General features: G+C 29.0%; 13 protein-coding genes and 1 tRNA gene. 11 read left to right on the top strand and 3 right to left on the bottom strand.

The genetic code is table 11. The features are described 5' to 3' along the window. Window positions 1-49: 49 nt before the first annotated feature. Entirely contained in the window at window positions 50-880 is an 831-nt protein-coding gene (locus tag AACQ14_RS13185; RefSeq protein WP_339364044.1) for a hypothetical protein, read from the bottom strand. Window positions 881-1,005: 125 nt separating this feature from the next. Beyond that, a tRNA-Leu gene (locus AACQ14_RS13180) sits at window positions 1,006-1,089 on the bottom strand. A gap of 263 nt (window positions 1,090-1,352) precedes the next feature. Here AACQ14_RS13180 and AACQ14_RS13175 point away from each other — a divergent pair. The 11 genes from AACQ14_RS13175 (at window position 1,353) to AACQ14_RS13125 (ending at window position 16,160) form a co-directional block, all read left to right on the top strand. Next, complete coding sequence (locus AACQ14_RS13175; protein ID WP_339364043.1) at window positions 1,353-1,952, top strand: RNA polymerase sigma factor; 600 nt, start codon at window positions 1,353-1,355, stop codon at window positions 1,950-1,952. A 23-nt stretch (window positions 1,953-1,975) separates the two neighbouring features. Further along, window positions 1,976-2,986 (top strand): anti-sigma factor family protein, encoded by a 1,011-nt coding sequence (locus tag AACQ14_RS13170; RefSeq protein ID WP_339364042.1) that lies wholly within the window; start codon window positions 1,976-1,978, stop codon window positions 2,984-2,986. Window positions 2,987-3,159: 173 nt separating this feature from the next. Beyond that, window positions 3,160-5,829: a DNA polymerase I gene (gene polA / locus AACQ14_RS13165; RefSeq protein WP_339364041.1), complete on the top strand. Its 2,670-nt coding sequence runs from the start codon at window positions 3,160-3,162 to the stop codon at window positions 5,827-5,829. Between the two features lie 93 nt (window positions 5,830-5,922). Continuing rightward, window positions 5,923-6,510, top strand: coding sequence for a dephospho-CoA kinase (gene coaE / locus AACQ14_RS13160; protein ID WP_339364040.1), 588 nt, complete (start codon window positions 5,923-5,925; stop codon window positions 6,508-6,510). A 17-nt stretch (window positions 6,511-6,527) separates the two neighbouring features. After that, the gene (locus AACQ14_RS13155) at window positions 6,528-8,120 is read left to right on the top strand and encodes a peptide ABC transporter substrate-binding protein (protein WP_339364039.1); all 1,593 of its coding nucleotides are present in this window, start codon (window positions 6,528-6,530) and stop codon (window positions 8,118-8,120) included. 210 nt (window positions 8,121-8,330) lie between these two features. Further along, complete coding sequence (locus tag AACQ14_RS13150; RefSeq protein ID WP_339364038.1) at window positions 8,331-10,391, top strand: cell division protein FtsA; 2,061 nt, start codon at window positions 8,331-8,333, stop codon at window positions 10,389-10,391. A 455-nt stretch (window positions 10,392-10,846) separates the two neighbouring features. After that, on the top strand, window positions 10,847-12,064 hold the full coding sequence (locus AACQ14_RS13145) for a sensor domain-containing diguanylate cyclase (RefSeq protein WP_339364037.1): 1,218 nt from the start codon (window positions 10,847-10,849) through the stop codon (window positions 12,062-12,064). A gap of 98 nt (window positions 12,065-12,162) precedes the next feature. Then, entirely contained in the window at window positions 12,163-12,963 is an 801-nt protein-coding gene (locus AACQ14_RS13140; RefSeq protein ID WP_339364036.1) for an MBL fold metallo-hydrolase, read from the top strand. A gap of 23 nt (window positions 12,964-12,986) precedes the next feature. Beyond that, window positions 12,987-13,259 carry an ACT domain-containing protein gene (locus AACQ14_RS13135; protein WP_113675004.1) on the top strand — a complete coding sequence of 91 codons (273 nt, stop codon included), beginning with the start codon at window positions 12,987-12,989 and terminating at the stop codon, window positions 13,257-13,259. A 36-nt stretch (window positions 13,260-13,295) separates the two neighbouring features. Beyond that, window positions 13,296-14,654: a PFL family protein gene (locus AACQ14_RS13130; RefSeq protein ID WP_339364035.1), complete on the top strand. Its 1,359-nt coding sequence runs from the start codon at window positions 13,296-13,298 to the stop codon at window positions 14,652-14,654. A 54-nt stretch (window positions 14,655-14,708) separates the two neighbouring features. Beyond that, window positions 14,709-16,160 carry an aminoacyl-histidine dipeptidase gene (locus AACQ14_RS13125; RefSeq protein ID WP_339364034.1) on the top strand — a complete coding sequence of 484 codons (1,452 nt, stop codon included), beginning with the start codon at window positions 14,709-14,711 and terminating at the stop codon, window positions 16,158-16,160. A 91-nt stretch (window positions 16,161-16,251) separates the two neighbouring features. Here the strand turns inward: AACQ14_RS13125 and AACQ14_RS13120 are convergent, their stop codons facing one another. Continuing rightward, the gene (locus AACQ14_RS13120) at window positions 16,252-17,010 is read right to left on the bottom strand and encodes a TSUP family transporter (RefSeq protein ID WP_339364033.1); all 759 of its coding nucleotides are present in this window, start codon (window positions 17,008-17,010) and stop codon (window positions 16,252-16,254) included. Between the last annotated feature and the right edge of the window lie 81 nt (window positions 17,011-17,091).

The following is a 17,091-nucleotide window of genomic DNA, read 5'->3' as shown; positions in this document are numbered from 1 at the left end:
AAAAATTAAAAATAAGGTGCTAGGCTATTAAATAAGCTCTTAGCACCTTTTATTTAATCGTAAGAACACTTTTTTGTAAAAAGTTCTTATCACAGTTTTCTATAGTCTTAATATTAGGAGCAATAGCATATAGAAAAACTGTACATTTCTTTTCAGAGAGATATTTCATATAGATTCTGCTTTTGAACTTAGTAACTGGAAAATCCTGCTTACCATTATATTTTGATGGTGGTTTTCCGTATTGGATATAAGCTTGGTAATTTTCCTTATATCTATGATTATGTCCATGAGTCATTACTGTAGCATCAATAACAGACCAATCATTATAACCAATATAAGTATCTACTTCGTTAATACTATCTATCTTATAATCAGAAATAGGATTATGCAATCCAAATCCTCCCAGTACTAGTTCATTAATATCATAAGTACCTGGAAGCATGGCTTCTTCTATATCAATCTCTCCATTATTATGAAATCCAAATTTATGATTTTCGGTATCTGTTTCTTGTACAAAATAAGCTCCATAAAAAGCACCATAATAATTGGAATCAGGATTATATATCATTGAGGCTCCATTTAGATATTCAAAAGCACCAAAGTTATATAATACAGTAAAATTCATTTTTCTATCCATAAAAGATGAAAAACCTTCATTATCATTGAATGTCATAACAAAAGGATACCAGTCTTTTTCACTAGTAGCTAGACCACCTGGCATATTTATATCTATGTTCAATTCTTTGATAAAGCTATCTTTTTTACAAATATAGCTATAGATTTTCATGACTGATATACTTTTGATGTATTGAAAAAAAGGACTAATTATAAATAAAATGATTATAAGACATATTACTGTTTTTTTAATTATTGGTTTCAAAATTAATCTCCTCATAATAAAAATATTTTATGTCTTTGATAGATCAGTAAGGTTTCTGTTATAATATTAGTATAGACAAAAAAACGCCTATTAATGAATAATCATAAATCGACGTTTTTTATAAATGCGGATGAAGGGACTCGAACCCTTACGATGTCACCACCGGTAGATTTTGAGTCTACTGCGTCTGCCAATTCCGCCACATCCGCTTGTTCACTTGACGTTTATAAATATTACCACATACCTAAAAAAAAATCAACATGTTTTTTGAAAAAATTACAAGTTTAAAAATTCTGTTAATATTAACCGCCTAGAAAAAAATAACTTTACATATTTAAGATTTTTGTTACAATATGTGTAACAATAATATTTTATATTAATCATTGGAACAATAAAACATGTTACAATATGATTGCATTAGAATAAATTACAAATGAAAAAAGGTTTTAATGAGAGGAGGTACAGCCTTAAAATGCTACATGATATGGAAAAAACCATTATTAAAAAGGCAAAAAAAGGAGATAAAGATGCATTTGAAAAATTAATCATAAATTATGAGAAAAGAGTCTATAATATTGCTTTCCAAATGTTTGGTAATGAACATGATGCAAATGATATGGCACAAGAAGTTTTTATAAAAGTTTATAAATCATTGGATAAGTTTAATTTCAAATCCTCTTTTTCTACTTGGATACATAGAATTACTGTTAATACTTGTATTGATGAATATAGAAAAAAGAAAAAAAATAATAAGGTTGAATCTATGGATGAATCTATGGAACAACAAGATGGAGTGATACATAAACAATTTATTGATAAAGGATTGACCCCAGAAGAGAAAGCAATTAGAAATGAAAATATCTTGTTTATTAGGGAATCTATTAATGAATTAAAAGAGGAACATAAAATGATTATTATACTAAGAGACATAAAAGGATATTCCTACGATGATATTGCGGATATATTAGATATATCTATAGGAACAGTAAAATCACGTATATCCAGAGCAAGGTTGAGTCTAAAAAAAATAATTATAGAAAAAAAGGAACAAAATAAAAATGTTTACGTCTAATTAAGTGAAAGGAGGGCTAAAAAATGGATTGTAGTAAAGTTCAAGAAATGATGTCGTTATACATTGATGACCAATTATCTAAAGAAGAAAGAAAATTATTTGAAGAACATATCGCAAGTTGTGAACAGTGCAAAGAAGAACTTGATTTTCTGCAAACAATGATTAATAATGTTAACGATATAAATGAAGAGAAAGAGTTACCAACAGATTTTCATAAAAATCTAATGGTTAAAATAGATAGCACAAATTTAACTGAAAGACAAACTGAAAACAGAATAAATAGTCTTAATAGATTTAGAAAATATTATACTGCGGTAGCAGCTGTTTTTGTTATTGTATTAGTATTCGGGTTTGTCGGCATAACCAATATTAATAGAATTACTGATGATGAATTACAATATGAGTCAAGTAAAGAAGATAGTATGGATAAAGATATAAAAGATGAAGCAACAAAAGAAGCAGCACCTGTTAAACAAATAGCTACTTCAGATTATAATGATAAAGAAGGGGCTCCTAAAGCAGAGATTAGAAGCAAATCTTTCAAGAATGATCCTGTTCCTAAGAATGAAATCAAATCAGAGGAAATAGCTACAACTGAAGATGATTTAGGTACATTTGAATTTCAGGCTGCTGAAAATGGAGATAGTATATCCGAAGGTGCTTATGGGTCTGAAGAAAAGTCAGAGAACCCTGCTCTATACAAGGAAAACATTGAGCCAGATAATGGTATACAGGGTATGACTAAAGATGATAATACAGGTTTAATAGATGACGAATCTAATAATATGGATAAAGATAATAAGCAATTAGATAAAGGCGAACAAATTGATGCTGAGTTTAGCGAATCAAAAGGAAATAATAATCCAACTTTGACTTTTGATAGTCAAGTAGATACTACTACAGAATCTGAACCTCCATCTAATAAAAGTAACGATGAGCGGAATATAGGGTGGATAATTATAATAGGTATTACCATCATACTGATTATTCCATTGATTTATATAAAAATCGAAAAAAATAAATTAAATAGATAATAAAACAAGCAAAGGATAATTATTCTTTGCTTTTTTAATTCATATTCATTGTTAATTGGTTATTCATTTGTTATAATAACTTATAGTATTATTCTAGAATTTTTACCTAGATAAGTTAAAATTTAACTAATGTATCTTAATGGATACCAAATAAAAGTAAGGATGAATAGATTATGAGTAAAGATAAAGTACTATTAGTTGATGGAAATAGTATTATGAATAGAGCTTATTATGGATTACCTTTGTTATCTAATTCAGAAGGTATTTATACTAATGCTGTCTTAGGTTTTGTAAATATACTATTAAAAGTAATCAAAGATGAAAATGCAACACATATCGGCGTTGCATTTGATCTTAAAGCACCTACATTCCGACATGAAAAATATAAAGAGTATAAGGGCAATAGAAAAGGTATGCCAGATGAGTTAGGAATGCAAATGCCAATAATTAAAGATGTATTAAGAGCCATGAATATTAATATTTATGAGGTTGAAGGCTATGAAGCTGATGATGTACTTGGAACATTAGCACATAAGAGTGAGAAATCAGGTTTTGAAACAACTGTATTATCTGGAGATAGGGATTTATTACAGTTGGCAACTAAAAAAGTTAAAATTAGTATTCCAAAGACTAAAAATAAGACTACTACAACTGAAAACTATTTTGATGAAGATGTTATTGCTCTTTATGGAGTTACGCCTACAGAATTTATTGATTTGAAAGGGCTAATGGGGGATTCATCGGATAATATTCCAGGGGTTCCTGGAATCGGTGAAAAAACAGCAATCAAGATTATTACTAATTATCATTCAATAGAAGAAGCTTATAATCATATTGATGAATTGAAGCCACCTAGAGCATCCAAAAATTTAAAAGAGAATTATGAACTTGCAATTTTAAGTAAGGGTTTAGCTACTATCTGTGTAGATTGTGATATAGATTTTGAAAAAGATAGTCTGAGAATAGATAATATATTTAACGAAGAAACATACAACATATTCAAAAAGCTGGAATTCAAACGTTTATTGGAAAAATTTGGTTCTTCTATAGGAAATATTGATGAGAACAATTCATTATCAGTAATTCATCATTCAATATCCACGAAAGATGAATTAGACAAGTTCATTGTTAAGATATCTAATGAAAAAACATTAGCATATTATATTGTGACTGAAAATCATAAAGTTATCGGTATTAGTATTACTTATAATGAACAAGAATCATATTTTATTAAATGTAGTGATGAACTCCATAGTTCATATGTCCTTGAAATCATACAAAGTATTTTTGAAGATAAAAATATTAAAAAGATTACTCATGGATTGAAGGATGATCTTCACATATTTAGTGAGTATAATATAAAATGTGAAAATATATGTTTTGATACATTTGTTGGAGCTTATACTATCAATCCAACAAAAGATACTTACGATATAGATGATATTGCTAAAGAATACCTGCAGATTATTATTAAATCAGAAGAAGAGCTATTAGGAAAAGGTAGAAATAAGATTTCATATCTAGAGCTACCTGAGGAAGAGTTCGCTAATTATTGTTCTTCATTAGCAGCGATTATCTATCATAGTTATGAAAAGATAGATAACATGATTGATGAGCTGAACATGCATCAATTGTTTTATGATATTGAAATGCCATTAATTTATGTCTTGTTTGATATGGAATTTTATGGTATCAAAGTGGACTCTGTATTGTTACATGAATACTCGGACAAGTTGGGCAAAATTATAGATTTACTTGAAAGCGAAATCTATGAATTGGCTGGAGAAGAATTTAATATTAAATCCCCTAAACAACTTGGTGTTATTTTATTTGAAAAATTGGAATTACCTATTATCAAAAAAACCAAGACAGGTTATTCTACTGCTGCAGAGGTATTGGATAAATTAAAAAGTGAACATCCAATAATTAATAAGATTAGTGAATATAGACAACTTACTAAATTGAAATCTACTTATGCAGATGGATTGTTTGATTATATAGGCAAAGATGATTCAAGAATTCATTCTACTTTCAAACAAACTATTACATCAACAGGCAGAATCAGTTCTATAGAACCTAATCTTCAAAACATACCAATAAGAATGGATATTGGCAGAGAGATAAGAAAAGTATTTGTGCCAAGAGAGGATTACGTTTTTATTGATGCGGATTATTCTCAGATAGAATTACGTTTATTAGCACATTTATCAGAAGATGAAACGTTAATTGAAGCTTATAACAATCATCAAGATATTCATAGATTAACAGCATCACAAGTTTTTCATATTCCTTTTGAAGAAGTAACCAGCTTGCAAAGAAGTAATGCAAAAGCTGTTAACTTTGGAATTGTATATGGGATAGGAGCATTTAGTTTAAGTCAGGACCTTCATATTACAAGAAAAGAAGCGCAAGAATATATAGATAAATATTTTAAAAAGTATCCAAGTGTAAAGATATACCTTGATAATTGTATAAGGTTTGCTAAGAATAGAGGGTATTCCCTAACAATGCTTAATAGGAGAAGACCAATTCCAGAACTTAACTCCAATAATTTTATGCAACGTGCCTTTGGTGAGAGAATTGCTATGAATACACCTATACAAGGTAGTGCTGCTGATGTTATTAAAATTGCTATGATTAATATTAGCAATAAGCTGAAATCAGAAAACCTTCGTTCAAGATTAATTCTTCAAATACACGATGAATTATTAATAGAAGCTCATAGGGATGAGGTTGAATTAGTGAAAAAATATTTAGTAGAAGAAATGGAAAATGCAGTTGATATAAGTGTAAAATTAGAAGTCGATGTGAATATGGGAATGACTTGGTATGATACGAAATAAAGATTTCCACTAATTATGTATCAATTTGCAAAAATTTCTAATATGTAGTAAGATTACATGAATTAAAATTTGTATAATCTTGGAGTTGATTGAATGAAAATTATTGGAGTAATCGGCGGTTGTGGAAGTGGCAAATCAGAAGTATCTAATCTATTTAAAAGTAGATTTAACGCATATATTATTGATGCTGATGAGATTGCACATAATGTTATTAGTAAAGATAGCAAAGCATATAAAAAGATTGTAAATCATTTTGGAAAGCATATTTTGGATGATAATGGCAATATTAATAGAAGTAAGCTAGGAAAGTTAGTTTTTGCTGATGAAAAGGAATTACAGCAATTAACAGATATAACTCATCCATATATAAATGAGGATATAACGAATATTATTAACAAATTGAAAAATGAAAATAAATATTCTTATATTGTTTTAGAAATAACTGCCTTAGGCGAAGGTGAAATATATTCCTTGATAGATGAATATTGGTATATCTATTGTGATATAGATGTTCGTATTGATAGGTTGTTGAAATATAGAAACATTTCTACTGAATCAGCTATGAATATAATTAGCAAACAATTATCAGATGAAGAATTCAGGAAATATGCTGGTGTGATAATTGATAATAGTAATACATTAGATATTACTTATGATCAGATGAAAAAATATTTAGACTAGTCACAGGAGGAATAATAATGAAAAAATTATCTTTAATTATGCTATTGATATTATGTTTTGCCCTATTAAGCGGGTGTACTAAAACAACAGATAAAGATACTATAGAAAATACGCAAGTAAATCAACAAGACGAAAAAGAGAAAGTGACTGAAGCTACTCCAGAATTTGGTGGAGAATTAAAATTGTTAATGAGGGATCCATCTACGCTGAATCCATTACTTAATACTGATAGAACTGTAGATCAGGTATTGAAGTTAGTATTTGATTCTTTGTTTGAATTAGATGATAAAGAAAAGCCAGTTCCTAATCTTGTGGATTCATATCAATTATCAGATTCTGGAACTACAATTACTATTACTTTAAAAAAGAATATATTATTTCATGATGGAGAAGAATTGCATTCTGATGATGTTATCTACACAATAGAAACTCTAAAAGCTGCACCTGACGATTCAATATATAAAGATAATGTTAAAAACTATAAAAGAGCTTCTGCTGTGGATCAATATACTTTTAAAATTTATTTTGACCAGCCATTTGCATTTTCTTTATATACTATGAATTTTCCTATAATACCTAAACATCATTATAAATCAAACGAAGATAATAGCATGAAACCAATTGGGACAGGAGCTTATGCATTTGCTGACTTTACTACAATGAAAGAACTTAATCTTACAGCCAATAAAAATTGGTACAATGGTGAAGTATATGTAGAAAAAATAAAAGGTATAATAACCAGGGATAAAAATAATGATTCAGATGCTTTTAACCAAAACATTGTTGATATAATAAATCCAACAAAATTTGATTGGCAAGAGTACGCAGAGACTGAAGGAGTTTCTTTGACAGAGTATCCAACATATTATTATACATTTTTAGGATTTAATTTTAATAATACATTATTAAACGATAAAAATATCAGGAAATCTATAGCTTATGCAATTGATAGGAAAGACATCATTAAAAATGAATTCTTAGATCATGCATATATAACTGAATATCCAATACATCCAAAATCATGGCTGAATGAAAGTGATTCTGTTACTTATGAGAAAGATACTGATAAATCAAAAGAATTAATTGCTGCAGCTGGTTTTGCTGATACTAATGGAGAAGAACAGAAACCTAGTTTAAGGTTATTAGTCAATAGCGAGAATCCTCTTAGACTAAGAATTGCAAATAAGATTAAAGAATCTTTAGAGAATGTTGGTTTTATTATAAATATTGATTTGGTTGATAATGGAACATATAACCAAAAAATAGTTAACAAAGACTTTGACCTTTTATTAGGAGAATGGAAATTATCAGTAGTACCTGATTTTACTTTTGCGTTCCATTCATCTCAAATTGTAGGCGGTAATAATTTTATTTCTTATAATAACCCAGATATGGATAGAGTATTAGAAACTATTTTTGGCAGTATTAGTGATAGTGATATATTAAATTCTACTAATGAATTTAAAAATTTATTTGCAGACGAGTTACCATACTTCAGCTTGTTTTTCAGAACATCTGCAATCATTTCTAAGGATAGAGTTAAAGGCAATTTAAAGCCTTCAATTTATAATAATTATAAAGGAATAAAAGATTTATATATTTCTAAATGATAAATTTAATACTGGTATATGTTAGAGGATTATTTTCAAAAAGAATCTAATCCTCTTTTGTTAAAAAAAGTATAAAAGTCTAGATTTTTTCTATTTATGTGTTATTATATATTATGTATATGTATGCAATCAATTGATTTACATAGTAATTAAGAATAAAAATATGTGTTTTAAATTTCTGTAATAAGCATTTGAGGTGATTTTTAAGCTATGACATCAGAAGAGATATTACATATTAACGAGTATGTTTTTGGACTAGATATAGGAACTAGAAGTATAGTAGGAATTGTAGGTTACATGAACAATGATAAGTTTAACATAATCGGTAATTATACAGCTTTACATAATACAAGAGCTATGATTGATGGACAGATACATGATATAGAAAAAGTTGCTGAAACAGTTAACTTGGTTAAATCAAAACTGGAAAAGCAAATAGGATTTCAGTTGAAAAATGTGTGCATCGCCGCTGCAGGACGAGTTTTGAAAACCTATCAAGTTCATGTTGAAGAACAAATGGAAACTAATCAAGTAATAAATAAAGAACATATCCATCTGTTAGAACTTATGGCTATGGAAAAAGCACACGAAAAGTTAAATAAAGAGTTAATTGAAGGTAATGCATATCATTGTGTAGGATATAGTGTAATTAAATATTATTTAAATGATTATACATTCTCAAATTTGGAAGGTCATAAAGGTAATAAAATAGGGGTAGATCTACTTGCAACATTTTTACCTCAGGAAGTTGTAGATAGTCTATATTCAGTTATTGATAAATGCAATCTAAAAATATCAAGTCTTACATTAGAACCAATTGCAGCCATAAATATTGCTATTCCAGAACAATATAGATTATTGAATATTGCTTTAGTTGATATTGGGGCAGGTACATCAGATATTGCTATTACAAAAGAAGGCAGTATAATCGCCTATGGTATGATACCAATGGCAGGTGATGAAATCACAGAACAGATTGTACATGATTACCTAGTTGACTTTGAGACTGCTGAAAAAGTTAAACTTAAGCTTAATAAAGTGAAGACCATAGTTTTTAAAGATATTATGGGAATCACACATAAAGTTAGTTCTGATGAGATTTATAACAAGATAAAACCAACTATGAACTCTCTTGCTCAAAATATAAGTAGTAAAATAATGGAACTTAACGGTGGAAAAACTACAAATGCAGTTTTCTGTGTTGGTGGTGGAGGAAGGCTTAAGAAATTTACTAATATATTATCCGAGAAACTTGAACTACCAAATGAACGTGTTGCTCTTAGAGGATATGAAGTTCTCAATAATGTATATTTCAAAAATAAAAGTTCCAAAAATCCTGAAATGGTAACACCTGTTGGTATATGCTTGAGTGGCATTAATAAAGATAATAATGATTTTATTAATGTTTCTTTGAATGGTGAGAAACTAAAGATATTCAACAATAATAATTTAACTTTAGTGGATATAGTAGCCTATAAGGGATTTAATCATAAAAATCTTATTTGTAGACGTGGAAAAGATTTACGCTATAAGTTAAATGGAGAAGAAAAAAAATTAAGAGGTACTACTGGAGAACCTGCCGTTATACTTGTAAATGATAAAGTGGTAGGTCTTAACCATCCTATTAGTGCTAACGATAATATTATACTTAAAGAAGCAAAACATGGAATAACACCAAAGTTATTGCTTAAAGATATAATTGATAAATATGAACCATATAATATTTATATCAATGATACTAAACTTAATTTACCTTATAAGATTCTGGTTAATAACATAGATAAAAATATGGATTATAGTATAGTTGATAAAGATGATATTAAGATCTATACAGATTATTCTATTGCTGACATATTAGAAATAGCTGATATCAGTGTAGATGATACCGATATTTATGTTAATAGCGACATTAAGTCTTTTCAATACAAAGTGAATCAAAATGACAGAATAACTTTAAAAATTAAAGAAGAACAAGTTAAGGATACGGATGAAAATATAAGTAATAATAGTGCTTCTATTAATGAAGAAGCTATTATACAAGAAGAAAAAGTGGAAGTGGACAATGCTTTACAAGTAAAAGTTTATGTGAATGGTGATGAGATATTATTGGATGGGAAAAAATCCTACATATTTGTTGATATTTTTAATTACATAGATTTTGATTTGAAAAATCCACAGGGCAAAATTGTATGTTTGATAAATGGGAAAAACGCATCTTACATGGAAAAGATAGGTATAGGAGATAAAATTGATATATATTGGGACAAGTGAGGGGATAGGCCTTGGAACGAACACTAAAATATGAAAAGAAGTTTATTTATATATATACTATAATAACGTCAATGATAATAATATATTTTCTAATATCTAAGATACTAAATAAATGCGATAGATATATTATATACGGATTGACAATGGTTATATTAATATATATCATTAATATTGTTTTTCACCGGTTAGACTATTTTAAAAATATTCGTGTGTTTTATATTACCAAACTTGTTCAATTAATTATAACTTCTTTTGTTGTATTAGAAAGAAATAGATTCCTTTCTAATTCAGCTTGCATCATGTATATTATGTTATGTGTTGAGGTTATCACCATCCTTGGGTTTAAGAGTAAACTTATAAGATATCATACATATATTTTGGTTATACTGCCTTTAGCGATTACTAGTATATATCGTGGAGTCACTGGATATTTAAACTTTGTACCACTACTATTCATGTTACAAATTATAATAGTAATAATAGGAGTATTCATAATATTTTATGGGTCTACTGAAGACTTAAAGAATCAAGTCAATATTCAAAAAAAACTTTGGTTAAAGGCAAAAAATAAAAATGAAGAATTAGTTGTATCGGGACAGCAAATTCAATTAGTTCATGACCAGTTAGTTAAGCAGAAGATGGAATTGGAAGAAGCTAATAAAAGATTAAATAGATTTACTGCAGAAATGTATATCCAGAATGAATTACTTAGTTATATTAGTTCTGTTTTGGATATTGATGAATTAATGGAATTGGTTACTGATTCAATACTTGGTGCTATAGGCGTAGATACATGTTCATTAGTTATTTATGATGTTAACCTTAATGCATACCATTACAAAGTAAAATCTACACATGGGAAAGACTATCTTAAATCTTTTATAGATAATATGAAATCGGGTAAACTAGATAAATATTTTAGTATTCGTGATCCTTATATTGATAATGAGGTTAGTAAAGGAAAATACGATTTTACATCTAAAAGAGATGTTGGCTCTATTGTTATAATACCAATACTTAATGACAAAAATACATATGGATTGTTAATTGCGGAACATACATCTACTCAAATGATTAATGAAAATAGCATTCAATTTTTTCAAGGTATAGCAAATCAAATTAACATCGCTATAAATAACGCTAATCTTTATACTAAAATGGAAGAAATGGCTAAAAGAGATGGTTTGACTTGTGTATACAATAGGAACTACTTACAAAAAATTTTTCATGACCTTTATGAAGATGCCCGCATCAATAAAAAAGTTTTGTCACTAGCACTCTTTGACATTGATAAATTCAAAAAGGTTAATGATACATACGGACATATATTTGGTGATCAAGTATTAAAAATCATTGCAAACATTTCAGAGAAATATGCCAATATAAATGGTAGTATCGTTGGGCGTTACGGTGGAGAAGAGTTTGTTTTAATATTTCCTAATAAAACATTGGATGAAGCATATAAAATAATGAAAGAGATTCATAACAGCATTATTAAACAGAAAATTGCTCATGATGATAAATTAATTAATATAAATATTAGTACAGGAATTTCTTCTTATCCAGAAGTATGTAAGAATCCAAAAGATTTATTGAAAAGAGCTGACAATGCAATGTACATCTCAAAAGCAAATGGAAGAGGAAGAATAACTATTGATAATATTAATTTATAATGTATAATATAAGCTATAAACTTTATATGGGTTAAGCCTAATAGTCTTTTCTTATTAGTATTTAAGTATAAAGATAATATAGAGATAGGAGATTTCAAATGGCACTTAAAATATGTAGTATTGCTAGCGGCAGCAGTGGCAATTGTATATATGTTGGAACAGATAATGTTAATCTGTTAGTTGACTCTGGCATCAGTAAAAAGAAAGTAGAAATTGGTTTGAATGCAATAGGCATAGATCCATATACTATAGATGGTATATTAATTACTCATGAGCATTCTGACCATATAAAAGGTATTGGTGTATACGCTAGAAAGTACAAAATGCCTATTTATGCCACTAAGAAAACATGGAATGCTACACTTAATTATAGTTCATTAGGAAAAATTCCAGAAGGTTTGCATGTTGAAATTTTTCCTAATGAAGATTTCATGATTAAGGATATGACCATTCATCCTTTTAACTCATTTCATGATGCCATTGATCCAGTATGCTATACATTTAAGAGTAAAGATAAAAAGATAAGTGTTGCAACAGATTTAGGATGTTATGATGAGTACATAATAGATAATTTAAATGGTTCCAATGTATTATTTATAGAAGCAAACCATGATGTAAAACTTTTAGAAGTAGGGAAATATCCATATTTCCTTAAAAAAAGGATTTTGAGTGATGTAGGACATTTATCTAATGAAACATCCGGAGAATTAATATCTACATTATATAATGAAACATTATCACATGTGATTTTGGGGCATCTTAGTTTGGAGAATAACTTTCCTGAGTTAGCCTATGAGTCAGTTAAAACAGTATTATCTAGTTGTTCACATGTTGATTGTGATAAATTCAATTTATCAGTTGCTTCAAGAAGCAGTCATTCAGAACTAGTTGTAGTATAAGACAGAAAGGAGTAATTAAAGTTATGAAAAGAGGAATTATTACAGTAGTAGGTAAAGATAGAGTAGGAATTATATCGGAGGTTTGTAGCTATCTTGCAAAAGATAATATCAATATTCTTGATATTTCTCAAACAATTGTACAAGGTTTTTTTAACATGATGATGATAGTTGATGTCAATAATATTACGAAACCTTTTGGAGAAGTTGTAGATGAATTAGATAAACTAGGAAATAAGATAGGTGTAACTATAAAACTTCAACATGAAGAGATCTTTAATAAGATGCATAGATTATAACTATTAAATACTACCTGAGAGGATTGAGAATTTTACATGATTAATTCATTAGAAGTACTAGAAACGAATACAATGATATTAAAGGAAAACTTAGATGTCAGGACTATTACAATGGGTATTAATCTTATGGATTGTGCTGATTCTAATATTGATAGGTTTAATGAAAATATTTATAATAAAATTACAACTAAGGCTAAAAACCTTGTAAAAGTTGGAGAAGATATTGAGAAGAAATATGGTGTTCCTATAGTAAATAAAAGAATCTCAATAACACCTATAGCAATTGCTGCATCAAGTACTAAGACAGATTCGTATGTATCTATTGCAAAAACATTGGATAGAGCGGCAAAAGAAGTTGGTGTCAATTTCATAGGTGGTTTTTCAGCTATAGTTAGTAAAGGTATGACTGAAAGTGATAAAAAATTAATTAAATCTATTCCAGAAGCTCTCGCTACAACAGAAAGAGTTTGTAGTTCAGTTAATGTAGGATCTACAAAAACTGGAATTAACATGGATGCAGTTAAATTACTTGGAAGTACTATAAAAGAAACAGCAGTTTTAACTAAAGATAGTGATTCAATAGGATGCGCAAAATTTGTTGTCTTTTGTAATGCACCTGATGATAATCCATTTATGGCTGGTGCTTTTCACGGTGTAAGTGAAGCTGATGCTATTATTAATGTTGGTGTAAGTGGACCTGGTGTTGTCAAAAAAGCTTTAGAAACTTGTAGAGGCAAGGATTTTGAAGAACTATGTGAGACTATCAAGAAAACAGCTTTTAAGATTACTAGAGTTGGACAATTAGTTGCTAAAGAAGCATCTAAAGCTTTAGATGTTCCATTTGGTATAATAGACTTATCACTAGCACCAACACCTGCTATCGGTGATAGTATTGCAGATATTTTACAAGAAATAGGTGTGGATTATGTAGGTGCACCTGGAACTACAGCAGCCCTTGCATTATTAAATGACCAAGTTAAAAAAGGTGGGGTTATGGCATCCTCATATGTTGGTGGACTAAGTGGTGCGTTTATACCAGTTAGTGAAGATCAGGGTATGATAAATGCAGTTAATAAAGGAGCTTTAACAATAGAGAAGCTTGAAGCTATGACATGTGTTTGTTCAGTTGGTCTGGATATGATAGCTATACCAGGGAAAACTAAAGAATCTACAATTTCAGGAATAATTGCAGATGAAATGGCTATTGGTATGATTAATCAAAAAACTACTGCTGTAAGAGTTATACCAGTTATAGGAAAAGATGTTGGCGATCAAGCTGAATTTGGTGGTTTACTAGGTTATGCACCATTAATGCCAGTAAATGAATTTGGTTGTGACAGACTTATCAATAGAGGCGGTAGAATACCAGCTCCAATCCATAGTTTTAAAAACTAAACTAATAATGGTAAACTTCTCTATAAGCTAAATCAGATTTGGGAAGGTGAAAAAATGAGTAAAATTATAGAAGGTCTAGAACCTAAGAGTGTATTTGAGTATTTTGAGAAGATAAGTAATATCCCTAGGGGATCAGGAAATGAAAAAGAGATTAGTAATTATCTTTTGAGTTTTGCTAAAGAAAGAAATCTTGAAGTGATTCAAGATGAAGAACTAAATATAATTATTAAAAAACCTGGAACAAAAGGTTATGAATTAAGTCCTGCTGTAATTCTCCAAGGACATATGGATATGGTTTGTGAGAAGAATTTTGATGTAGAACATGACTTTTTAAAAGATCCTATTGAATTAGTAGTTGATGGAGATTATATCAGTGCTAATGGTACAACATTGGGTGCTGATAATGGTATAGCTGTAGCGTATTGTCTAGCTATTCTTGACTCTAACGAAATAGAACATCCTCCAATTGAGGTATTCATTACATCAAATGAAGAAGCTGGAATGAATGGAGCTATTGGAGTTGATCCATCTAATTTTAATGGTAGAATATTAGTGAACCTTGATAGTGAAGAAGAAGGAGAATTTCTAGTAAGCTGTGCTGGAGGTTTAAAAGCTTGTATAAATGTTCCTATCAAGTGGGAACAAGCAGAAGGTACTACTTATAAAATTATGGTTAAAGGTCTAAAAGGTGGACATTCAGGTAGTGATATCGATAAGAACAGAGCTAATTCTAATCGTATCCTAGGTAGAATATTATATGATTTGAATGATGCTATGAATATTCATGTAGTTGATATATTTGGAGGTTCAAAAGATAATGCTATCCCACGTGAAGCATATGCTAATGTAATTATTGCTGATGAAGAAGTTGATAAATTCAATGAGATAGTTGATAAGATATCTTCAGATATAAAAAATGAGTTTAGGACAAGCGACAGTGGACTTACTGTAGTCATAACAAAAGAGAATATGAATAATACTAAAGTGATGGCTAAAGATACTTTGAATAATCTTATTTTCTTATTAACATGCTTGCCAAATGGAATACAAACAATGAGTTCTGATATAGAGGGGCTAGTTGAAAGTTCTCTTAATCTAGGTGTTGTAGTTACTAATGAAGATTGTGTTAAATTAACTATTGCTGTAAGAAGTTCAGTAGGCTCATTGAAAAAAGTAATGGCTTATCAATTAGGTTTATTTGCTAAGTATGGACATTCTGAGTTTAAAGTGACTGGTGAATATCCAGAATGGGAATATAGAAAAGAATCTAAGTTAAGAAATATATTCATGGAAACATATGAAGATATGTATGGAGAGAAACCATTGATCAAAGCAATTCATGCTGGTCTTGAATGCGGTGTATTCGATAAAAAGATTGAAGGACTTGACATGATTTCTCTTGGACCTAATATGTATGATGTTCATACACCAGATGAGAGGTTAAGTATTTCTTCCACAAAGAGAACTTGGGAATTCTTATTGAATGCTCTAAAAAATATAAAATAGCAAAATATAAATAATAGTAGGGAATAGGATTAATCGTCTTATTCCCTTTATTTTTCTATAATATTTACTGAACAAATATTTAAAACAGATATTATATTAAATGTAATACGTCTACAATCAATAACTTTAGTGATAGAAGTAAAGACATGGTTACAAAAATAGGTTTTATGATTTTTGCACCTTTTTTTAGAGCAAATGAAGTCCCTAATCTTGCACCTAGGATACTGAATATTGCTACTGGTATACCATAGCTGAAATTTATTTTCATATTAATCGCAAATAAAAATAATGAAGTAATATTACTTACAAAATTCATTACTCTAGCATTAGCCGAAGCTCTTGTAAACTCAAAACCAAAGAGCTGTATCAATCCAAACATTAAAAAAGAACCTGTACCTGGTCCAAAGAATCCATCATAAAAACCAAGACATAGAGCTAATAATATAAGTAATAAAATTCTTAGTTTAGTTACCTTTTTGAGATTTTCTTTCATTCCTAGAGATTTAGAAAATAGCGAATAAACTCCTATGATTAATACCATTACAAGTATGATACTACTTAGTGTTTGTTCATTGATTTGAAGAGCTACAGTAACACCTATACATGCACCAACCAGTGTAAAAGGAATAGCATATTTCAATAGATTTTTGTTGCCATGTCCACTTCTAAGGTATTTTATTGAGCTTGTCAACGAACCACATGTAGCTGAGAATTTATTTGTTCCAAGAACTATATGGGAAGGTAATCCTGCCATATAATATGCAGGTACACTAATTAATCCACCGCCTCCTGCAATAGAATCAACAAAGGCTGCAATAAAGCCAGCTAAACATAATAATACTATTTTCATTGGTAAACACTCCTAATTAATTGTCTTAGGAATATTATAAATGATTATAGTAAAATAATAAAGAAAAAGAATTCATTTAGT

Source organism: Vallitalea maricola (assembly GCF_036985595.1).
GTDB classification, from domain to species: Bacteria; Bacillota; Clostridia; order Lachnospirales; family Vallitaleaceae; genus Vallitalea; species Vallitalea maricola.
Note: the sequence above shows the minus strand (reverse complement) of the source record. Positions and strands in the feature narration are given on the sequence as shown.